We start from the raw sequence: 22,541 nt of genomic DNA on the forward strand, positions 1-22,541 counted from the left end.
GGCAAATCAGAGTAAATAAGATAATTCGCAGCTTAAGCGAATAAAGATTCACCGTCTTCATTAAGCAGTATATTAAGGTTTTCAGCAAGCAAAGGCATGGTATTGGAAAGCTCTGAATATTTTGGGTTTTTGAAGGCATATTTATAGAGAATGTCAATCTCATAAATAGTTTCGAGATCGTCAATGTTATCCACTTCCTCATTTTGTATGAGGATAGGGAATTTGTAGTCTCCAAGGATCTCGAATACTTCTTCTGAAAGCATCAGTTCTCTCAACCAGTTTTTAATTGTTTTCGAGATATATCCGGAGCTGACCTGAAAAGATTCAGATTCAAGGATTTGGTATTGTTGGGCAACTGTGTATTCAGAAAGATTGCGTTCAAGAATCATTCTTTCGTACTTATTGATATGTTTTTTGCGCCCTGTAGTACGGAAAACATCGTAAGCTCCAAAGGAATTACGGAAGATGAAAGTACGGGAGAATGGTTGCTGACGGAATTCAATCTCATACGTTCTGACCTGTGAAATGATATTGTTAGCTTCGTCTTGAAGCCAATAATCATACTTCAGGCAAGCCTTACCATTAGGCAATTTAGCAGCGATACCAAGTGAAACATAGTCCGTGTAGAATTCATGGACTTGATACTGAGCTGTAGCGAATGAAGTGACTTGATGATTATTGGCGGAAGTGCCATCAGTGTAATATATTTTAATATAAGGGCGAAGCTGTGAAATATCATTGAATACAAGATAGAAAAGCTTATCCCTTTGGGTAGTGGTAATTCTTTTAACCAAAGGTTGCCAGGTAAGAAAAGCTTTGAAAGCAATGATGAAATCGGATAAACTATATGCAATACCGTTTAAGGCAGCAAGGATTTTGTAGTCAAAGCCTCCTAAAACCGCATAATGATCCCCTGAAAGCGTAAAAAGCTTTTTATATTCCCGATCATAGCTTTCAGCATATAAAACACGGAATTGCTTAATAAAATTAATCCTGGGATGATGAGTATCACCGGCTTCATGAGGCCATTCAAATTCAGGAGTAAGAAAATCGCAGAGAAGGTCATGGATATCAAAATTACAGTTTCCTGAAAGGTCGGGACCTACCATATCCTGACCAAGCGATTCTTCTGAATTAAGCGGTTTTACCTGAAGAAAAACATTGTAAAAATCTCTAAGAACCGGATCAATGCCGTCAACTGCTGCAGGATCTTCAGTAATGCCGGCAATAGTACCGGCATTTCGAATTAATTCAAGGTTATAAAGTTCTCCTTCTTTCCAAGCAACGAAGCGGAGAGAAGTCAAATCATAAACAGTAACTTCAAAATCTTTAGAAAGATAATAGTTGGAATTGAGATCTTCACAAAGTACCTGAAGCCAATCATTAAGAGTTTGATTTTCTGTTGCTGTATGCATTTGTTCACCGGAATCATCCGGTTCATCAGCAAGAGGAAAAGTTATCTGTTTATCATTCCATTTTAGAACGATATTATAGCCTTGATTTTCTTCTGTTTGTGAAAATTTCAAATATAGTTTTGCAGTGACTCCGGCAGTTGAGTACTGATTATCAGTACCGATAATGACAACTTTAGGGTTGTCAATAGGACAAAGCGTTTCGAGATTTTTTGTAACGGTCAGAGTCATGGTGCAAATGTGATATTGAAATGATAAACCTAAAAGGACAAATTAAAGCGATGAATTGGCCTTTGAGGACAATTTGGAATACCGGGAATCAACATCTTTATGAGTGCGGATGTACTCATCATTGGCAAGTAATTTGGCCTGAATACCATTTTCAAGGTTTCTGTTAAGCCGGTCCATTGTTAAAGTCTGAGCAGCTAAGATGGTTGCGATTTGCTTTTGCGAATCCCTGGCCTCTCCCCTATCTATGTTTGAATAATCGCCTGAAGCGAATTGAGGCACACGAGCGTTTTGGATAGCCTGGATGACATGAGGATAATTCACCATCAGATTTTTTGTCGTGGCAGGATCTACGATCAATTCAGGTTTTTCACCGACCAGGATTGCCGGGGAATTGATCAGGCCGGTGGATGGTGAATCGATAACAGGACCGGAATATTTTTTTCCGTCCTGTTGGCCGATGACATCATATTTTCCGGAATAAGCTTGCGGAATAGGTTCTGAAGCAATGGCAGCTATTTGAAGTGCGCCCATCCCTCCTATTAAGATTGCCAAAGCAATGCCAAGCCAGGGAGGTGGTGTTGCAAGTGCCGAAGTAACTCCCATTGCAGTATTGATAAAGGCTTGAAAAATAGCGGTTTCCTTATTTCTTACAGCTTGATCATGCGCTATTTTTCTTTTCTTAGCATCAAGTTCTTCATCAAGTGCAGAAACTCGCTTGTTGTATCTTTCCTGTGAAATACGGTTGTATTTCAAAAGATTATCTAACATTTCCTTTCTGGAATTAATATGCTCCTCGAATTCGATCAATGATCTTTCCTCGCTATTTGATCTGATTTCATTGATCATGGAAAAAGCGTTTGACATGGCACCGGCAAGGGCAAGCATCTCAGTGAGTTCAATTTTGCCGTTTTTAAGATTGGTAAGCATGTTTGCCCAATCTTCTGCAGACATTCCAAAAATGTCTGTTTTAATGCCTATTTCAATGGTTGGTTCTTCAGTTGGTTTAGCCGAAGGCATTCCAAGATTAGCAAGAGCAAGTTTTACTTCCTCGATCTTTTTCAGCAAAGCATCCTTTGCTTCATCAGAAAGAACCGAAGATTCAAGATCAAGGCTGAAATTATCTGCTGAAGGCAATTCTTCCTGAAGCATTTTAAGCAAAGTCTCAAGATGCTTTCTGGTGCGATCTTCCGTTTGTTTATCGTACCAGGCTGTAAAAGCAGCTTTTTCCTGTTCGTTGTCACCAATGATTTTGAGTTGTTCTTTATAAGCCTGTTCCCTTTGAGAATTTTCAAGCTCAAAGTCGGACTGAAGTTTAGTGACATCGGCGGAAAAAGCATCATCATTGATCTTGCTAATATTTAAAAGATGTTGCTTAAGAAGAATTTCCTGAATGGAAATATCTTCTGCTGTCATATCCTCCTTCTTTTTGTTGAAGATACCGGCCTGACGGAGACGATCTTCATAAGCAACATTTTCTTGATTGATAAGGCTCTGTGCATTTAAAAGAACTTGCTTGCGATATTCCTCCATTTTTTCCTGTTCTTTTTCAGCATCTTTTTCGGCTTTAGACTTTTTACCATCTCCTTCAGGAACATAGCCAGTTGAGCCACTGCCCTCACCACCGCCAAAGTTACCTCCGGTATTCAGAGTTGTTTGAAGCCCAAGTAAAGCCTTCATTTGAGCAATCCTTGCGGAAAGATCAGCGCCCTGTGTTAATTTATCATCATATTTAATTTGCTGCTGTTGTAATTCCTTCCAGATGGCTTCAACACCAAAAAGAGCTGATTTTTCTTTATCATAATAAATACCGGCCTCATTATCCCATGTTTGAGAAGATTCTCCTCTTGCATCCCTGGCTTCTATAGCTTTTTGTTGGAAAGCAATTATTTGGTTTACTCTTTCTTCCATAGATAATTCTGAGTTCAAAGCAATAGACTCATCAATCTTACGCATAGCATCCATAAGATTAACTTCCATATTTAGTTTTGTTTGAAGCACTTTAGCTTGTTTAGCTGCGGATTTTTGTTCATCTTCTTCAAGGTTAGCAATAACAATTCGATTAGCCATTTCTTCGTTATAGGCACGAAGGTTGGTTACAAGTTGGGCTGTTTCAAGCTTTTCTGCTTTCAGACCAGCTGTGATTTTTGGATTGATTTTGTTCAATTCAGTCAATACCGTTTGACGTTGTTCTTCTGTAGTATTGGCTTTTGTCAATTCAAAAACTAATCGATTTACTTCTCTTTGTTCTGATCTTAAAGCTGCATCAACAGGAACTTTAATCCATTCATACAATGAAGTGGTTATATTTTGCAAAGCCTTGTTAATGCCTGAATTAACAAACATGGAATTAAATCGCTTACCAAGTTTATCAATGGTAGCGGCAAGATTTGTGTTTTTGGTATTAAATTCATTGGTAAGACTGGTTCCCTTATTGAATTCATCATTTGAAAGAGCCTGTTGATCTTTGAGCATTTTAGTGTTGCTGGCTAAAGTAGCAAGCACACCAACAGAACGAGCGCCAGCAAGTCCTAAACCATCCATTTTCTTTGCCATCAAAGCAAGTCCTGCGTTATTGCCGTTTAATCCTTCCAAGAACTTAACAAGAGCTGCATTGGAATCAGTTTTAAGAAGATTCGAAAAATCCTGAACTTCCATTCCGGCAATTTTGGCATATTCGCCAGGATCTTTAAACATACTCACGAATACCTTAGAGAGAGTGGTTGTAGAAACTTCTGCAGTTTGACCAAGCTGGTCCAATGTAGCTCCAAGCCCTAAAATATTTTGAAGGGAAATGTCTGCTTGTTTTCCGGCTCCACCGAGCCTTCTTGCAAAATTCACAAGATAAAGTTCACTTGCACTGGAAGCAGCACCAAGAGCATTTATAGCAGAACCGGTTTTAAGAAGGCTTTGCTCGAGGCCAAGAGATTGCTTGAGGCCGAATAAATCAGTAAGCTTCCCAAGTGAATTGATAGCGGCTTCCGCATTACCGCCAAGATCGGCAGAAAGAGCGACATTGATTTGATCTGCAGCCTTGACGAAATTATAAATATCAGTAACTCCGGTAATACCCAATTTCCCGGCAACGACTGCAAGATCCCGAAGCTCTTGTCTGGATGATCGGGTATCAATGTTTTTAAACATTGAATTTAAGCGTTTGACTTCTTCTTCGGTCATACCGGTAGTTTTCATTACGTCCGCCAATGAATCAGCAAGTTTTGCATTTCCCTGAATCATTGAAGCAATGGCAAGTCCGGCAGCGGCAGCTCCGGCAACAACTCCCATTGCAAGAGCCTGGTATTTGTTAAATGAATCAGCCAATTTGCCGAACATACCGCTTCCACCTTTGGCCGAACCTTTTAATTCCGCCATTCTCTTATTAACGGATTGCAATTGTGTATCAACCTGTTTGAAAGCAAGTGTACCAGGGGTAAGATTAGCTTTCATCACACGAAGCTTGGCGGCTTCCTTATTGAGTTGGTTCATCGTGAGACCTGTAAGGCCAATTGATTTGCGAAGCTGATCCTGAGCGACCTTATTTTGGTCAACAGCAATTTTGTTTTGTGTGATTTTTTGATTTAATGCTGATAAGGTTTTGCCGTAATCAGCATCAGTTTTATTAAGCTTCTTTTTTTCCAGGAGAAGCTCCTTGTAAGATTTTCCAAGGCTAGTAGCTTCCTTTTCAAGTTTGCCTAACTCATTTTTTGCTGCAGATCCATTAACTGAAATGGTTAATTCGATCCTGTCATTCGTGATTTTACCCATTGGATGCTAAAAATTTATCGTGACGGAGAATTTGAGCCTTAAGCATTTCCTTAGTCTCATCGGTGAAACCATTAGCCAGGTCATAGATTAGATGATTGAGAGTTCCGAAAACAGTCTTATTGTACCAGGGCTTTTTTCTTCGAGAAGACCTGACACCTACCATTTGTTCTAAAAGACTGCTTTCTTTGATAGATTTACGACCGGCGCCGATTTCCTGAAACCGGCCATACAGGTAAAAATCTATGACCAATTCTCCGGAAGCCATACTCTCCTGCATATTGACATGAAATGAAAGGGAATTGATCAGTCTGGAACTGTCAATGAGTTCTTGAGTAAGAATTGCGTTTTGCAATTCTTCCTTCAAGTACATTCCATGACCAATAAGCTTAGCACGAATGAAACGCCATTCTAATTCCTGATCTGTCATAACAGAACAAAAATGGGATGACTCACAAAAGCAACAAAGGACAGATCAAAGAGTCTGTGCTTCTGTTCCTTTAAATTTATTGTATATTTATACCCATGTTAGCATTCATTGCCCTGCTGCATAAAAACTAGATTATGATTGAAAAAAAGATAACATATATGAAGTTGTCTCAAAGATTAGTGAATATACTCAATTCTCATGAACAACCTCAGATTCAAATTGGTTCAGTACCTGTTCTCTCAAAATTACCAAACCATGACCTTTTTGATTTCATGAGCAATCAGACTAGAGATATTCAGCAAGAATATAACAGGATTCAAAAACGTGTGACTGAAGACCCAGGAACAGCTGGTGATCAGGGAGAAGAAAACTGGGCCACATTATTAAGGCAATGGTTACCTCCTGCTTTTTCAATAATTACAAAAGGTAGAATTATTAGTACAGATGGAATAGCATCACCCCAGATAGATATTTTAGTCTTATACCCTACTTATCCGGATTATCTTAAAGATAAAAAACTATATTTAGCTGGGGGTGTTGCGGCGGCATTCGAATGTAAAACAACATTAAAAACAGAGCATATAAAAAAAGTTATTGGCAATTGTATTCAAATTAAAGAACATGCTTTACCAATTAGAGGAACCTTATATCGTGATTTAAATAGTACAATAATTTATGGACTTCTTGCTCATTCACATTCTTGGAAAAATTCAACTGAAAAGAACCTTTCAAGAGTATATGATACTCTTTTTGAACAAGACCTTGAACAAGTAGATCATCCTTGCAAAACTTTGGACATAATGTGTGTCGCTGATTTAGGACTTTGGAGTTCTACAAAAGGCTTTTTTGGATCGCATAAATTTCAAAATGATTCAAAGAAAAACAATTGGTTGGATAAATTTAAAGATGGAGCATGTTTTACCTCATATCTTAGTTTCAACAAAAATGATGAGAACCAACTCGAGAACTTTGAACCTATTGGTTCCATGCTTGTAAAATTGATTGAAATGTTATCTTGGCAATATCCTGATTTAAGAAGGATTGCTCATTATCTTATAGGAACATATTTATCAGGTTCAGGGAAAGGAATAGTGAGATTATGGTCATTGGATAAATTAACTTCTGAAGTTAGACAAGTTATAACGTCAGGTCATATTCTTAAAGATTCACCGCCAATGGAATGGAATGAATGGGGAACAAAATTTAATTAATAGATAACGAATGCTAACCCATGGTCAGCGAGCATGCGGGTGCAGGTGGGTTTGCAAGGTTTGTGGCTCGTAAACAAAACTTGCTTTAAACTTATAGGTTATCGCTTCGCGCTCCACGCACGACTCGTTACCATCAACCGTTAACGAAAGATTCAGTTCCATTTTGAAGAATCATACTCTAAGTCAGCAATCAGGTTTACCGGAAAGCGAAACATGATCCCGAAATGATTTTCAAAAACAGGACCGATCATTTCCCATCGGACCTGGTCCGGATCAAAATCAGGAATGGCTTTTAAAGAAATCAAATCACAGCCTTGCTGATCGTACTGGATCCGTGATACAATTTCCATCCCAATGGAAAAAGTATCCTGGAAGATTTGCAGCTCGGTTGCAAAATCATCAATTTTCTTGCAATGATCAAGTACAAGGAAGCCGCCTTCGATGGAAAAAAGGGGATTGTCAGCCTTTTTATCAATGACTTTGCCGGAAAGTTTCAACAGGACAATGGCCGGATATTTAATTGTTGAATTGGTCGAAGACAACAATTCATTAATGTCCATCATAAAGAAATGTTTCTTTCCAGAGGAATGAAGGATTTGTTTATGTTTCTCGGCCAGGGATTGAAAATACTGGATATAGGAGGAAAGATCAGCCATTGTCTGCGGGTTTAGTATTTTGTTTGTTGAAACGGATTTTTTCATTCAGGTCAAAAAGGATGGTATGGATCGGCAGCTCCATCACTTTATTGATGTCGACAATATTCTCATTGGTCAAGGCTCGGAATACTCCTGCCCAACCGGTAGAGTCTGGGTGTTCTGCTCCATCGGAAGAGAAAACATAAGGATATCTAAACAATAAATCATTACGACATCCCTGAAAGAACAAAAAGACAGCGTATTTGATCTGTAAACTCAATGAGAATGCGTTGTGTGAATTCTGCATGTACTGTAGATCGGTATAATTCATTCTCACAGAGTTGACTTTATCAGAAAAGAGCTTTTCTATTCTCCAGTACCATTTTTTCCGCCTGTAAAGAATGCCGACCAGGTCATTCAGGTAAAGCGGATCCGCTGTCGAGCAGAAGGCGAGAAAAGCAGCATCCGCTTTGGCATACTCTATACCGATAACATCTTTGATGAAATCGGCAGGACCATAAAGGTGAAGCGGTGGCCAAAGGCCACGGCGAACGGTAATTCTTGGCAGGAGGTTTCTCGTAAGTGTATTGGAAGATGTGGAAGATGATGAATGAATCCATGTGAGCATTTGAGATAGTACGAGAAGATCCTCCTGCAAGAATACCTTAACCTTACCCCTACTGACACCTCTGCGGGTCACCGATGGAAATGGGAAAAGCCTGTACAGACCTTTAGCCATTGCCAACTGGCCGTTGTATTGAATAAGGTATTTTTTGATGCCCAAAAAGCCAATGAGGGCGTATTTTAAAAAATCGCTTGGGATATAGAAATGAGTGAACAGGTCTGATATTATCAACAGATCATTCTTTGAAATCTCCTGCCAGTTTTCGGGCAGAAGATATTTTTTACCTTCTATTGAAACATCAATCATAATAGACAGATTCCCTTATCAGCACTGTTTATGAATTCAGACCGGTGGAGAGTGACAGTAGGATTAACATATCTTGATGAATCAAAATAGATTTTATATTTTGATGCACTGGCGTTAACATCAAGGTAGATCTGAACGTCTTTAATTTCAGCAAGTCCTTCAGCCTGTAGTTTTTCAATTGCAACAGCCTTATCGAGTTTGCCGGCTGGATTTTTAGCCGATACGGTTCCAAAGGAGGAAACGAGATTTGAATAAACTCCTTCGGGGAATACCTCAATTGAAAACCTTGTAATGGCTTCGGCCATGGCAAGGTGAGCAATTGCAGGGCGAATCTTTTTGAGGATGGCCGTGTCTTCTGCTGTATGTGCTGAAGTTTTAAGCAATACCAGCAAGGAATCATAATATTCCTGCGATAAGGTATAAGCTGCATACTTGGATTCTATACTACGAATGATTGGCTTAAGCGCAAGGAAAAGCCTTCGGCTGTTCCGGATATGGAAAGCGTCATTGAAAAGCTTGGTAGTATATAATAAGGAATCCATTGTTTCCGTGAAAGATTCAGAACTTACCCAGGTAGGATAGTCAGCTTTATGGCTTTCTAAATGGACAAGCAGAACATCAGAAAAAAGATAGGCTTTATTCAGCCAGGATGCTTTAGCTGCTTCAACCTGCCATTGAAAAGCTGTTTTGTGTGTTTCATCCGTGACGATCTGCATTCCTGCATCCGTGATGTGCAAGCTGTATTCATCAGCACCGATGTAATAAGCAAAATTGATCAGGACTCGCTGAACCAGGGGAAGTATTGCCGTTAGTGCCTCGTTGGTTTCAACTTGTGATTGGGAAGTCGAACCAGATTCTTCAGGCACAACAGAAAGAGAAGGACTTAAACTGGCAGAAGCAGAAACGGAAGTCGATCCTGAACTTTCCGAATTGTACCATTCAGAAAGCAGGTTATAAAGTCCTTCCCCAAGAAGGTCTTTAACATAAAGGATTTCTGCTGCGGCAATATGAGGCCGAATTTTAGCAAAGCTTCCATTCTGGGAAACGGAAAGATATTGTTTAATCTCCGCAAGGTCGATATTAAAAGCTTCTTTGAATAACATGATTATGAATTTGAATCGATTCGCTTTTCTGTTTTGGTTGGGTGTTGGTCTTGAGTTTGCGAAGTATCGACCACGACATAATCGAATTCGATATCATCACCCCATTTATTGAAGTCACGGATGAAGTACAATGGCTGTAAGGAAACCTCACGATATGGGCCGCACTCGGCATTCAATGCCCAAAATGCTTCACGTTTGTCGGAGCCGCTGCCGGCACCGGCCATTTTGCCTCCTGGTACGGATGATGCACCGATCAGGGAAGGATCTACACCGATGGCAAAGAGTATTTCACTGTTGGCAGCCTGGGAATCCGGAAGGTAAGCATCATCCTTGAGCTTGTTATCGATCACATTGATTTTCCAGCCTGGGTACTCCTTTTGCAAGGTCTCATTATAATAGGTAAAGGTAACAAGCGATTTGCCGGAATTTTCCACATTGGTAAGGAATTCATTCAGCTCGTCAATTTTGCGTTGAACGGCAGCTTCAATTTGCTCTTTGGTAAAATCGGGAGCTGGATACCTCTTTTTGAAATACTGTTCCGGTATTTCAACGTGATACTTAATGGTCATTTGGTTAGCCATGATAGCGCTTTTCAAGGCCGGAACCTTGTTGGCAATACCAAGCCAACCGCTTTTACGGACTCCGTTCCATATGGCCAGGGAGTAATACGATTTATTGAACGACCGGTAATAGACCGGATAAGTGAATTTGCCATCAGGATAAGCCTTACCAGGAACGTATTTGGCAGGATTAAACGTCGGGATCTCTGCAAGGTAATCCGTACCAGGGTTCGGCCAGTTTGCCGAATAATACGTTTTTTCAATGCGAAGCACTTTCGGGTCCATCATGGAATGACGGCAATAAGCTGGATCTAAGACATTCATTTTATTAATTTGTGTCTTTGCCTTATTCTGAATGAATTCAATCCAACCATTGGCGAAAAGCTCCAAAGAGCCGATCAGATCGATCATTTGAAGATTGACCTGGTTATGACGGAAGAATTCCTTAACAGGACCTTTGGTAATGACTTCCCGGGATTCGGAACCGTCGGCGGCTATAACATTTTTGTAAGCGACAACACCGCGGCCAAAATGAATGTTTCTTCTTTTTTCCAGCGCTCGAAGCGCAATTGAATTCCCCTCAAGGTCTGCCAGAACATTTTGTGGAAACAAATTATCATCTCCCCAGGCAGACCAGTCATTAGAAGCAGTTTCTTTAGGAACTGCACCGGATTGTTTTACAGCATCCGGATTTTTAGGATCACTGGTTATAGTGATCAAAGCTGTTTTGCCGGGAGTGATGGCAAACCCATCATCTAAAAGTGAGGACTTACTCATATTTGAATAATTAATACCATAATACTTTTTTATCGTTGAAATACAGGATAAGACGTGGATGGATTTTCCGTGTCGCTTTTGAAGACAATATCAAGATATTGATGGTACTGTTATCATCATGATGTGGATTGCAAGTTTTCTTAGGTTCACCCAATTTGTGAACCGGCAATATTGGAATATCATCGTTGGTTTTGCCGACAACTTTGATGACCTGACTCTCTGTATAGATAAACCGCTTGTTATTATGGCGGAGTAAATCCATAGCAGAAGTTCTTTTGCTAATTATATGGATATCTCCGCCTGTTTGCCTTTTAACGTCTGCCGTGGCAAACATCAGAGAGAAAGGCTTGGGCTCACCTTTGGCAGTAAGGGAATCTAATTCAGAGTACATTGCTGAAAAACTTATAGTTTCTTCCATGGAGGCAAAGTAAAAAACAGTACAGCGATCAGGAAAGGACAAAAAAACCTGAACGAGCAAAAAAAGGGAGTCCGGCGAAGCCGAACTCCTTTAGTTTGAAGCGGTGGTTGTTATATCAAGCCTTCATCTGCGAAGGAATAATAACCATCGGTGGTGACGATCAGGTGATCCAGGACAGGCAAATCAAGGAGAAGGCCACCTTCTTTGAGCTTACGTGTCAATCGGATATCAGCTTCGGAAGGTTGGGTATTTCCTGAGGGATGGTTGTGACACATGATCAAAGAGCTGGCATTAGCCTTGAGAGCGTGCTGAAAGATCAACTTAGGATCTGCGACAGTGCCAGAGACACCGCCTTTTGAGACTTCTACAATGCCAAGGAGCCTGTTGGCACGGTTCATTAGAAGTACGAGAAAGGATTCACGGTATTCGATGTCATCCCAAAGCGGAAGAACAACGTCAAAGCAATCTTTAGATCCGGCAATTTTTGGCCGGTTTGCGTTACTGACCTTCGTGGAATAGCTGACGGAGATCTCGCAGATCTGGAATAAGTGTGAAGTAAAAAGCATTTTATTTCGCTGATGCCCTTCAGACTTGTGTTGGCAACTGGCTCGCCGGTTTAGAAAATGAAATTTTTGCGCAATCCAAACCGGATCGAAAATTCCGGTGCAATGGTGACGGTCATTTTCTTGAAAATGAAGTCATGCAAAGCACCGTCACAGTCCGTTTTTCATGGACTGTGTAAGGCCATAGTCAGCGGAGATTTTAGATGTAGGTAACTTTGTGAAAAAATCGAGTTTTAAATACCATTATGGACGTAAACATCGTTAGGCCATACTGCATTTCTTTTTGGAAACTTTTTCTTTTGTGCTGCTCCCTCAAAGAAAAAGCGACCAGGTGGAAGAATGAATATAAAAAAAAAACCTCTGGTGGATCAACCACCGGAGGTTGCTCGAAAGGTTGAAAAATTATAAATTCTTCAGGAATTCATAATATTCAAACGTCAATCTTGACGGATTTTCAACCGACATTCTAAGGGCATAGCCTTCGAAATAGAGGGCATCAATGTAAGTGATAAATTCATCGGATCTTGAAAGTAGTGAAAGACTCATTTTGAATGCTGCTGCCCTGCAGACTTATGTTGGCATCTGGCTCGCCAGGTTTAAAAATGAAAATTTTGAACCAGGTCAAACCGGATCGGAAATTTCGATGCAATGGTGACGGTCATTTTGAATCTTAAAATGAAGTCATGCAAAGCACCAAAGGCCGTTGTCTGCGAATATTTGCGATATAGGTAGCTTTGTGAGGAAATTGAGTGATAAAGACAAGAACAGAACCAGGGGAAGGGATTTTTTTATTTACCATTTTTAAAATAGGGAGTACTCCCCTATTGATTCCCCAAAATGCCCTAATCTGGAAACGAGCACAAAAAAAGCTCCGATGGGATTTCCCATCGGAGCTGAATGTTTGAATGAACTCTCACTCAAAATGCTTCGGCTCATGCACCTGAGCATTGCTGAAAAGGTAGCAAAGGGGCCAATACTTAAATTCATCATTTTCGCCTTCTTCAGGCTCAGGATTGGCAACTTTTCGAGGACTGCCCCATACTGAAAACGCTTTTTCGCCTTTAATGACAGACTTTCCTTCTTCTTTCCATTGTTGGAAAGTCTTAAAGGCAGTATGGACACCATCGGCAGAATAGATCTGAATAAGTCCTTCATTGACTGAATCGAAGTCAGCAGCGCCGGACTTCATTTGAAGCTGAAGAACCCGTGAAATCTGTTTCAGGTTTTCACGGCGCATTTTATACAGCGCTTTAGCTTCGGGAGTAATAGAACGCACGATAGTCATAATGACTGCCTCTGCCCTGAGGACTTATTTTGGCATCTGGCGCGCCGGGTTAAAATGAAATTTTTGCGCAACCAATACCGGATCGGAAATTCTGATGCAAGGGTTCCGGTCATTTTCCTTTGCGATATCAATGGCCAGGAGCGATAATAGAACCCGTTTCTCGTAAAGTAGATAGGTTGTTGATTTCGGCGGGAAGGGGAAAATGAAGGAACACAACGTGCCGCAGGAGTCCTGTTCCATCAGGAGGGACTCTGCAGGCCCTTGACGGCAGAATTACCGATATAGGTAACTTGTGTAAAAATCGAGTGATTAAGGCAGGAAAAGAAAAAGGAAGATGAGGTACAGAAATTTAAAAGAAGAAGAGTTTCTCGTTTTTTATATTACTACTGGATGATATCCAATAATTCCATGAATTCTTTATGGTTGCTTTAAATCAAAAAGATTTACGATGTGTTCTGGAATAGGGAGTTTATTCAGGTTGCCCGGTTCAACTTTAATTGCTCCAGAACCATAACTTTTACCTACAAGTTTTAAATTCTCTAATGTATCAGGATGATTTAATACTTGCCATAGTTTATCCACAAATTCTTTGTCTCTACAAATTGGATAAACACATAAGAAGCCTGTTAATGGTAAAACTCCTGCCTCATTTTTAATGAATCTTGTCTTTCGTCTTCCAAGATATGCAAATAATAAAGGTGGCACTTCTCGTTTCTCCATTTTATACCAAGGTTTGCGTTGTTGAATTAGTGAACGATTTGGCAATCCCATTTCCTCGCCTACCTTTAGATAATCTATAATCTCTTGCGGTAAAACGTCTTTAGCGTTTATTGAAAGTAAATATGTAGGGCGATTTTCATTTTCTAATTGCTCAACATCTTTTACAGTCAATAAATTTTCTGTTGAATCTTTGGTTCTGCCAATTGCTCTTTTAAAAAATTCATTTGGAATCCCTAATTCTTTGACTTGTTGTGCAGTCAGAAAGAAAAATTCATTTGAACCAGTTGCAATACCTCTCATAACACTTGCAAAGTCATTCAAATGATATTTGAAACCATTGTGATTTTGTTCAGGTCTTGTAAAACCGGTTAAAATTCCTTCTTTGAGTTGGCGATTAACAACATCAATCGTTTCAAACTTCTGTTGTTTGAAATCTGATGAAATGAAATTGAAAAGGTCAGTTGAATATGCTTTTGATGCTTTAACCCAATGTAGCGTTTCAGTTGGTTTTGAATTTTTAATTAAGAAAACAATTGCATTAGTATCTACATTTGGAAAGGGCGTTGCATCTTCATCAAATGTAATTACACATTCTATGCAGAAATTTTCTGAAATCCATTTCCAAAGATTTTTTGCAAACTTTCCTTCGCATGTATCGGCAGGCATAATGAAAGCAAGTTTACCATCTTTTTCTAAATGGTTTAATGCTTGAATAAGGAAGTAAATATGATAACCTGCTCGACCGTCAATAGATTGTCCAGTTATACCCGATGAAAGTTGTTTGAGGAAAACTTTTGTTTGTTCGTCAATACGATGATGTCTGATATATGGTGGGTTTGCAACTATTGATTTAAATTTTCTTGGAGGAGGATTTTTAATAAAATCTCTTTTTTCAACTAAACAATTTCTCTTATTGTAAATTTCATCGCTTAAAACATTTTCGTCAATGTCAGTTCCGAAAAAAGAAACATTTGGCTTGTTTAATTTCAGTAGTGATTCGTAAAATGCACCCCTGCCTGTTGCGGGGTCAAAAACTAAATCTGTATCTTTGGAAACATAGGCAACCATTGCATCTGCAACCCAACTTGGTGTCCAAAACTGTCCTTTGTCACGAAGTATTTCTCTTTCGCTCCAATTAGTTGGTAACTTTTGATGTGATTTAACTTTTCCCATCAGAGGCGCTTTAATAGATTGACAGCATCAGGAGTAATTTCAAGCGAACCACCTTCAAATTTTACATATGGTAAAATATGTCCGTTCTTGTCTTCAATGAATGCTGGGACTAAATGAGGTCTTTCATTCGCAATTCCCAGAGGGTAGGCATAATGGTAATAATATTTGTAAATTGTTTTTTTAGTAGTAGCTCCTCCGGGTGCCTGAAAAATTTGCTCAGTCGGAAGTATTAATCCTTCGTCAATTAAACGTTGTGCCTCATCAAAAGAAAGGCCATAAGCTCTGTCAAAAAAAACATGCCACACATGAATTGGAATTTTATTTATATGTTGCCACTTGCTTAAAGGAATTCTATCCTCTTCTTTGATAATGACAGTTGGAAGAACCGCTGTTTTAGCAAGTCCTAATTTCCCCCCAAGTCGCTTTTGTGCTTTAAGAGGAATATTATATTGAGGCATTTTCTCTGCTACCCAAAGAGAATTTTCACACTCAACTGCAATAATAGCTTTTAAAATTAGGTCTTGAAGTTTGTCCTCGGTGACGAATGGTAATTCTTCCACACCTCCAATACTTGCAAGGAATTTGTCAACGAAGGACTTGTCAGCAATTTTGAAAACTAAAAGGTCGGGTCGCTTGATGTTTCCAAGTCCAGCTGCTTCTAATCTTTCAAAGTAAAGTTCAAATGCCCTAACATCATAATCCGGAGCTGTTCCACTTGGTCCATATGGTATTGCATAAAATTGGTTAGTTCTATTGACAGAATCCGTTAATCTATGTTCACTCCATACGCCCTGGGACCACCTCATTAAAAAGTCACTGCCTCTTAATTTTCTTGGATTAAGCCAGAAATCTGCCCAAGCGACTTCTTTTACTCCCCGGATCTCAAATTCAATGTCCGCTGTTGAAACGGATAAAACATTTTCAAATGGATGCATATTTTTTATCATTTTTTTTGTAAAAATAGTTATTATATTTTGAGCTGGGTTATTTAAAATGACAGTTAATTAAGTTATACATGCTATCACTGTAGTTCTATGTAAAAACCATAATAATATATAATTGAAGCTAAGTAACTATAATTGCAGGGTGTCATTAAATCAAATTATTACTTAAAAAAGACATAATAATATCTGCTTAGCGCCTTGCCTGAAATTATTAAAAGACCATCAATCTTGAATATTTGATTATGGATGCTTCCGAGGATCGCGAAAAAGAGTAAAAAACTCCATCTGAACTGTAAACCACTCTCTTAGTTCTTTATCAACAAGCAACCGTTTCACTAGATCAGTCAGTTCCTGTTTATCCATTTCTCCGGCGTAGTAACGGTTGAACAGGATTTCTTTTTCAGGTATTGAATTCATTATGAACGCTCATTTTTTTTGATAATTATATTCATTGTCCCCTTTTCAATGTCAACTACATTTGCAGCAGTAATTTTATATGATATTTCAAAACTATTTGCTTCTTCAAATCGGTCAAATGTTAAATACAATGGCGTTAATTCACAAATGTGGTTATGTTTAATTGAATTAAAATGGTCTTTTACTTCATAGCTATTTGTCTTTTTTATTGAGAAACCACTAATATTGATATCAGGAAATGTGAATCTGGGCATTGATCGCATGATTTTAGAAAAATCCACGGGAGCAAGTGAATACTCTGAAAGTTCTGGGGGAGCAGGCTCTAATTCATTTTCAGAATAATCTTCTTTTTCACATAATCTGAATCCATCTGGAAAATACACATATAAATCTATATTCTGTGCAGGAACATTCCCATTGTTAATTATTTCGATATTTAGTATGATTGTCAAATCTCTTTTATAGTCAAATATTTTATTTTTACGCAAATAGACCTCATAACTAGAAAAATATTTAAGCAAAGCCTTATTGTATTTTTCTACATTTTCCGGAGTTCTAGGATAAAAGTTTATGGGAAACATATTATGAGCCTCATTATTTAAATCAGGTTCAAGCAACGGATGGTTCTGCTTAATATTATCCATCGTTTCCATGATCTCAGCTTCATATTCTTTCAGAGGCTCATTTATAACATATTCTTTATGTGTTTCTCCATTTTTAAATTGCAACCTAAGCTTGGGTTGTAAATTCTTCAAGCGATTCAACTCAATTGTAAGTCTTTTATTTTCCTTCTCTAAAGGGTCATCTTCCTGTAATAAGTATCCTTCAAGAGGTACTTTAAAAATAATGTCATGTGCTTTGCATTTTAATTGTACTCCTAAATCATTAGAAATAATTTGGACGTTTTCAAGAGGATGGTCTTCTTTATAATTTATAACTGATGCAAGAAATAAATCGTCCTTATCATTTTTATCTAATAAATATTTGTCTATAATCTCGTGTACAGCACGTGGCATATAGATAATAAAGGGTATGTCATTAAAAAAGAGAGGCGATGATGAACTAAATTTTTTAACAAGACTCTGAACCCTTCGTTTAATACTACTAACATTTGAAGAATACTTTATTTTATCTAATTCATTTATAGTACATAAGCATAAACCAATTTGAAATGGACCATCTCCATTTTCCAAAATCCAATTTTCAATTGGTTGAAAATGAATAAAAACATTACTGTCAGGGAAATAAATCATACAATTAGAAATTGAGTTTATCCAATCGATGCCATAAATTTATATAAATATAAACCTAAATGCTAATAAACAGAAGGAAATGTTTTAGACGGCAAGGAAGAATCAGGTAAAAAAAGACCGACTGACATCGTCAGCCGGTCTTTTGGGGTTGTCCTTCTTCTGGTTAGAAGGGCAAATCTTCGCCTGTCACCGGGCCTAAAGCTGAAGCAACATCAGCTTGGGGAAGTGTTTCAGATTTTACAGCCGCGCTGTTAAAATTTCTCACTGTCCTGTCGACCTGTGCATTGGAGAAGACAAAAAGGATCGGGAAGTAGGAGAAAGCTTCTCCGGCTTCGTTGGTTTTGTCAACCTTCTTGCCCCAAATCATTTGAGCGGTTTCGCCTTTGCGAACGGAGTAGCCGGCAGTTTGCCACTGTTCCAAAGTCATCCATACCTGGTTCTTTTTCTTGCCATTGTAGAAAGCCAAAAGGCCATCATTCAAGTTTGTGGCTTTGATCTTACCAGCATCCATCAGTTCTTGCACTGTGTTTGAGGTCAGGCGGAGAGCTGCTTTCCTTTCGGAGATCTTTGATGTTTGTGTTGTTTCCATTTTGTTCTGCCCCTGCCCTGGGGACTTGCTTTGGCATCTGGCTCGCCGGTTAAAGAATTATGGGCAAAAAAGAAGGTAGTGGGGTGAGTTTTGCTGGCTTTAGGTCATCTTTCAAGGAAAGTGAATAAATCGAAGACCTGGCCATAGCAAAAGGAAAACCGCGAAAATACCTTCGCCCATGAAATTCGAAGACCGGGACGAGGCAGAAATGGTAAATAGTCCATAGCGGGGATAAGAACGGAAACAATTCAATACAGAAAACCGGCAAGGAAAGCTGCAGCCTGATCCTCACAGTGCCAAAATAATCGCGGTAAGATTGCTGCAAACGGATGGTCCTGCAGGATTTCAGGCAAAAAAGACCTGGATGACATTAAAACAGATAAACAATGGTCGAAGTGCAAGGGCATTTAACTGCAGATTTGGTAAAGAGGGTTGAAAAAGAAGAAGGGGAAGCTACTACTTCAACCGTGACTCTGTTTGATCACACAGGTCAAGGTAGGCAGAAATTAGCAAGGCAAAAAATCAACAACTCCAAGCGGATACCATTTTAACAGGGAAAGGAGATGATTTGCCATTGAGAAGGGCAGCCAGGATAAACCGGCAAATGTCAAAGGGCTTGATTTGAAAGTATCAGTGTAAGAAAAGTACAAGAGTTACTAATAAGCCGAACCAATAGATCCACGATCTTGTGGTGACAGGTTGTTAGTAACTCCTAGTCTAATCACCGATGTAAAATATACAAATTTATAGCTTAATGCCGGGGGCTACTATTATCTAAAAGTAATTCTGTAATATCACCAGAGATATTCATTAACAATACTTTAAATATGCTTTTATATAAATTCAATCTCAAATCATCAAAGAGATACCACGTACTTCCAGATTTTATCAATGATAAACCATCTCTTTGAAATTCCGGACTGGCAGTTTCTAACCTCACTTCATTATAAACTTTCATGTACAATAAACATTTTTCATTTGCTAAAGTTGTCAACTGTTCAATGATTCTTTCATCCGAAGCAGGAGGAATGAAATGAAAAACAAAAGAAGAAAGAATAATATTGAATCTTCCTTTAAATTGAAAAGTCAAAAAATCACAATTACTTATACGTTGAATAGAATGGTAATATTCTTCTAATTCCACATTGTAATGAAGAAGAGTATCTTCCCTTATATTTCTTTTGTTTATTTTGAAATTTTCTCTATCTAGGAGAATAAAGTGTTCGTTTTTCTCTATTACCTGTTTTTTTGCGATTTTGTAATTGTAAAAACATGAATAAAGATCGATGTTTGCTTTATCAATAGCAATTAGATCGGTATATCCATGAATTAAAAATTGATTTATTAGCGCACAATTCCGCGTTCCAATATCAAGAACTTTACTCTTTAAGCCAATGCGTGATGAGTTAATCAATTGATATATTCTTAGACTTTCAACCATACCGTTCTGCACCAAACTGAAAAAGTTAGGATAAAACCTCCAAAGTACACATGTGGTTCCGCATTTTATTTTTGTTTTTCAATGATTACTTAAGCGCAAAGATTAACAGAAGCCCGGGTTTGATTTGGCCGGCCAGGCAGGCGCATTAAATGTACAAATGTTCCATGTTTCTTTGACCCTTGTTCCTTAATACGCGCCTGCCTGGACGGACAATTGATGTCCGGGCTGGCCTTTGCGCGTCCGTTATGTTTTAGTTTGCCCCAATTTTGTGTCCTCAGAGATAACTATTTCTAGGACTTCACCAATATAATTTAGCCATGAAATCGCTTTAAACCCATCGATTTCAGTTCCATAGTTTAATGATATGCCATGTAATATTTCATGCCTGTTTATAATTCCTTTGAAATTTTCTCGTTCATCTTGATTTGCATTTATTAATCCTTGCACTGTTAAAGGTTGTAAAAAGTAATTTAAGATGCTACCCTTTTTGAATTTGTCGGCAATAAGAGCTGTTTCTGGTATTTTTCTTTTGCTTCTATAGGGCCTCTTTCCGGTCAAATCAAAACACATTCCATCTGCTTGACTAAGACATAGAGGAATTGAAGCATAGTAGTCTTTTCTTTCATGAGCATTGAAAGCGGAAGTTAAGATTTGTTTCCTTTCAGGATATTTGATAATTAAATTATTCTTTATTTGATTGTAATTTTTTTGAAAGTGATCTACTAAATATCTATCAACCTTTTCAATATTGCCTTCATTAATTAATCTTGCTAGTCCATTTATCTCTCCTGGTCCCATATGCATAGACATGTACCAACCTACCCCAGATAATTGCTTTAATGCTTCAGGAATTGAATCAAATGCATCTTTGATAGATTTAAAAAAATCATTTGATCGAGAGGTATATTCAGTTTGAATTTTTGTGAAATAGTTCGCCATCCTTTTTGAATAATCTTGAAGAGTGCTAACAAATTCCGCTAGATGATTTTCTGGATAATCCATAATTGGGGCAAATTAAACATAACGTAGGAAGCTACACGCAGGGGCGGATTGCGGGCGATTTCCTGTCAAGCCGAAAAACAGCCCGAGCGGAAAGATACACACCGAAAACCACTGCTGCCGCACTTGTCGGGTAGCTGATGTTATGGGCTGGGTTCATCATTTTTTCCATATTATCTTAACGAATGTCGCATTTGAAAATTTTTCTCCATTAATTGTTGTATTGCCAGAGTCACCACCTAAATAACCAAGACTATTACATTCTGAGTCAATTACTTCAGATGTCATGTCCGCCCCGCAAGTATTGCCTGGATTAAATACATAAACAGTTTTTCCCTGAAATATGTGCTCAGTAACGTCTGCATTGTCACAAATAGAAGTCTTATTGAAGCTTTTTATTTTATTTTCAACACACTTTGGAGTCCCCGATTCAATGTCAAGTTTATTACAACTTGTCAAGGCTGTAATTACAAATACGAATAGAATTGCAATATTTCTCATTAGAAGCTTAAATTTTAATTCATTAAGTTTATGTGTCTCCCTATTATTAATTGGTTTCTGGCTCCACATTTTATTTTAGTCTATTGTCTGTCAAAAATTAATTGTCAACAAATGTCAGCCCGAATTTTAAAGTTATAGTTTCTGTCCACTGTGCCGCCCTTAACCTTGCCCATAACGTATGTGTAAACGCACTGGTGCTGTTATTTCAGCTTTAGACATACAAAAACTGGCATTTACCTGTCCAAAATCGAGGGATAAACATAGTGCATTTACAGTACCAAATTGGGCCGATAACAGCCACAGCATCATTTAACATTATTTTGGGCTGTAACTTGTTCATTATTAACCTGCAAGTTTTGTTTATCCAAATGAAGGTATAAATTTAAAAGTAAATCATATGAATTCGCATAAAATAATGAATTATTTAATGGAAGCCGGTGTTCTGGCTGTTACCCAACAGGGTTCCCATTCAAAAAAACAGGAGTTATTAATAAGCCAAGGCAATAGAACCCGGTTCTCGCAACGACAGGTTGTTAATAACTCCACCATTACCGCCATTCTCCGGATGGGGAATGGCTTTGAAATATCCGCAGGATATCGATTCCGGTTTCTTTTGCTTCTTTTCTTGGCCGGCAATATGCAAAGAAAAGAAGCCTCCGGAGATCAAGTGGATCTTCGACCTGGCAGGAATATCCGGTGGATATTTCAAGGGCGATTTCTTTTTGCTTCTTTTTCTCCATCGCAAAATTTGAAGAAAAAGAAGCCGGATATATTCATCCGGTTTGCATTGAAACGTTTTTTAGTTCAAAAAACTATAAATCAACAGATCACCGCTTCAAAAAACAATGTTTTTTGAAGCGGTGGGAGTTGTTGCAGCGCTCCGCCCTGTCGGTGTTTGCAATTGCAAGTGTGTATCTTTTACCGATATATGAAATGAGCAATTTGCTCCCCTGACCAGATAGGGGAGCGCAACTCCCCTACCCTATTGAGTATGGCAGCATGGCATACTAAAAGATGAAGGGTTATCAATAGTCGAGTCAACTGAACCCTGTTCAGAGTTGACGACAAACTGTTGACAACGTTTCATCCTATCTGTGGCGCACGAATACAAACAGAGTTACTAATGAGCCGAATCAATAGAACCCGGTTCTCGTGATGACAGCTTGTTAGTAACTCGGTGTATGAAGGA

The 22,541-nt window shown here is 38.6% G+C and carries 23 protein-coding genes; 2 read left to right on the top strand and 21 right to left on the bottom strand.

The window, feature by feature from the left end; translation table 11 throughout:
* Window positions 1-32 precede the first annotated feature (32 nt).
* From M0Q51_06395 to M0Q51_06405, 3 genes are read right to left on the bottom strand one after another with little or no spacing between them, the layout of a single operon-like run.
* Window positions 33-1,643: a hypothetical protein gene (locus M0Q51_06395; GenBank protein MCK9399609.1), complete on the bottom strand. Its 1,611-nt coding sequence runs from the start codon at window positions 1,641-1,643 to the stop codon at window positions 33-35.
* A gap of 42 nt (window positions 1,644-1,685) precedes the next feature.
* Window positions 1,686-5,405: a phage tail tape measure protein gene (locus M0Q51_06400; GenBank protein ID MCK9399610.1), complete on the bottom strand. Its 3,720-nt coding sequence runs from the start codon at window positions 5,403-5,405 to the stop codon at window positions 1,686-1,688.
* The gene (locus M0Q51_06405) at window positions 5,398-5,832 is read right to left on the bottom strand and encodes a hypothetical protein (protein ID MCK9399611.1); all 435 of its coding nucleotides are present in this window, start codon (window positions 5,830-5,832) and stop codon (window positions 5,398-5,400) included. Before M0Q51_06405 ends, M0Q51_06400 begins: the two co-directional genes overlap by 8 nt.
* Window positions 5,833-5,966: 134 nt before the next feature.
* On the opposite strand from M0Q51_06405, the gene M0Q51_06410 reads away from it, so the two are divergent.
* Entirely contained in the window at window positions 5,967-7,043 is a 1,077-nt protein-coding gene (locus M0Q51_06410) for a hypothetical protein (GenBank protein ID MCK9399612.1), read from the top strand.
* Between the two features lie 152 nt (window positions 7,044-7,195).
* On the opposite strand, the gene M0Q51_06415 is transcribed toward M0Q51_06410, so the two are convergent.
* The 14 genes from M0Q51_06415 to M0Q51_06480 form a co-directional block, all read right to left on the bottom strand.
* Window positions 7,196-7,699, bottom strand: a complete 504-nt coding sequence (locus M0Q51_06415; protein MCK9399613.1) for a hypothetical protein — start codon at window positions 7,697-7,699, stop codon at window positions 7,196-7,198.
* Window positions 7,692-8,609, bottom strand: coding sequence for a hypothetical protein (locus M0Q51_06420; protein ID MCK9399614.1), 918 nt, complete (start codon window positions 8,607-8,609; stop codon window positions 7,692-7,694). Before M0Q51_06420 ends, M0Q51_06415 begins: the two co-directional genes overlap by 8 nt.
* A complete protein-coding gene (locus tag M0Q51_06425) occupies window positions 8,606-9,712 on the bottom strand; it encodes a hypothetical protein (protein ID MCK9399615.1) in 1,107 nt (368 codons plus the stop codon). The genes M0Q51_06420 and M0Q51_06425 overlap by 4 nt, the downstream gene beginning before the upstream one ends.
* Window positions 9,713-9,714: 2 nt before the next feature.
* On the bottom strand, window positions 9,715-11,049 hold the full coding sequence (locus M0Q51_06430; protein ID MCK9399616.1) for a hypothetical protein: 1,335 nt from the start codon (window positions 11,047-11,049) through the stop codon (window positions 9,715-9,717).
* Window positions 11,050-11,059: 10 nt separating this feature from the next.
* Window positions 11,060-11,467: a hypothetical protein gene (locus tag M0Q51_06435; protein MCK9399617.1), complete on the bottom strand. Its 408-nt coding sequence runs from the start codon at window positions 11,465-11,467 to the stop codon at window positions 11,060-11,062.
* Between the two features lie 110 nt (window positions 11,468-11,577).
* Complete coding sequence (locus tag M0Q51_06440; protein MCK9399618.1) at window positions 11,578-12,033, bottom strand: JAB domain-containing protein; 456 nt, start codon at window positions 12,031-12,033, stop codon at window positions 11,578-11,580.
* 399 nt (window positions 12,034-12,432) lie between these two features.
* Window positions 12,433-12,576, bottom strand: coding sequence for a hypothetical protein (locus M0Q51_06445; protein ID MCK9399619.1), 144 nt, complete (start codon window positions 12,574-12,576; stop codon window positions 12,433-12,435).
* A gap of 367 nt (window positions 12,577-12,943) precedes the next feature.
* Window positions 12,944-13,315: an ArdC family protein gene (locus M0Q51_06450; GenBank protein MCK9399620.1), complete on the bottom strand. Its 372-nt coding sequence runs from the start codon at window positions 13,313-13,315 to the stop codon at window positions 12,944-12,946.
* Window positions 13,316-13,339: 24 nt separating this feature from the next.
* Window positions 13,340-13,555, bottom strand: coding sequence for a hypothetical protein (locus M0Q51_06455; GenBank protein MCK9399621.1), 216 nt, complete (start codon window positions 13,553-13,555; stop codon window positions 13,340-13,342).
* A 177-nt stretch (window positions 13,556-13,732) separates the two neighbouring features.
* Window positions 13,733-15,208 (bottom strand): N-6 DNA methylase, encoded by a 1,476-nt coding sequence (locus M0Q51_06460; protein MCK9399622.1) that lies wholly within the window; start codon window positions 15,206-15,208, stop codon window positions 13,733-13,735.
* The gene (locus M0Q51_06465; GenBank protein MCK9399623.1) at window positions 15,208-16,143 is read right to left on the bottom strand and encodes an AccI family restriction endonuclease; all 936 of its coding nucleotides are present in this window, start codon (window positions 16,141-16,143) and stop codon (window positions 15,208-15,210) included. The genes M0Q51_06460 and M0Q51_06465 overlap by 1 nt, the downstream gene beginning before the upstream one ends.
* 249 nt (window positions 16,144-16,392) lie before the next feature.
* Complete coding sequence (locus M0Q51_06470; GenBank protein MCK9399624.1) at window positions 16,393-16,569, bottom strand: hypothetical protein; 177 nt, start codon at window positions 16,567-16,569, stop codon at window positions 16,393-16,395.
* On the bottom strand, window positions 16,569-17,822 hold the full coding sequence (locus M0Q51_06475) for a PIN domain-containing protein (GenBank protein ID MCK9399625.1): 1,254 nt from the start codon (window positions 17,820-17,822) through the stop codon (window positions 16,569-16,571). The genes M0Q51_06470 and M0Q51_06475 overlap by 1 nt, the downstream gene beginning before the upstream one ends.
* Window positions 17,823-17,985: 163 nt before the next feature.
* On the bottom strand, window positions 17,986-18,411 hold the full coding sequence (locus M0Q51_06480) for an ArdC-like ssDNA-binding domain-containing protein (GenBank protein MCK9399626.1): 426 nt from the start codon (window positions 18,409-18,411) through the stop codon (window positions 17,986-17,988).
* A gap of 386 nt (window positions 18,412-18,797) precedes the next feature.
* On the opposite strand from M0Q51_06480, the gene M0Q51_06485 reads away from it, so the two are divergent.
* Entirely contained in the window at window positions 18,798-18,962 is a 165-nt protein-coding gene (locus M0Q51_06485) for a hypothetical protein (protein ID MCK9399627.1), read from the top strand.
* A gap of 200 nt (window positions 18,963-19,162) precedes the next feature.
* Here M0Q51_06485 and M0Q51_06490 read toward each other — a convergent pair whose 3' ends face one another.
* From M0Q51_06490 to M0Q51_06505, 4 genes are all read right to left on the bottom strand, one after another.
* Window positions 19,163-19,852, bottom strand: a complete 690-nt coding sequence (locus M0Q51_06490; GenBank protein MCK9399628.1) for a hypothetical protein — start codon at window positions 19,850-19,852, stop codon at window positions 19,163-19,165.
* Between the two features lie 243 nt (window positions 19,853-20,095).
* Window positions 20,096-20,854, bottom strand: a complete 759-nt coding sequence (locus tag M0Q51_06495; GenBank protein ID MCK9399629.1) for a hypothetical protein — start codon at window positions 20,852-20,854, stop codon at window positions 20,096-20,098.
* A 156-nt stretch (window positions 20,855-21,010) separates the two neighbouring features.
* Window positions 21,011-21,352, bottom strand: a complete 342-nt coding sequence (locus M0Q51_06500; protein MCK9399630.1) for a hypothetical protein — start codon at window positions 21,350-21,352, stop codon at window positions 21,011-21,013.
* A gap of 487 nt (window positions 21,353-21,839) precedes the next feature.
* On the bottom strand, window positions 21,840-22,061 hold the full coding sequence (locus tag M0Q51_06505) for a hypothetical protein (protein MCK9399631.1): 222 nt from the start codon (window positions 22,059-22,061) through the stop codon (window positions 21,840-21,842).
* Window positions 22,062-22,541 lie beyond the last annotated feature (480 nt).

The sequence above is a fragment of the Bacteroidales bacterium genome (assembly GCA_023229505.1).
Lineage (GTDB): Bacteria > Bacteroidota > Bacteroidia > Bacteroidales > JAGOPY01 > JAGOPY01.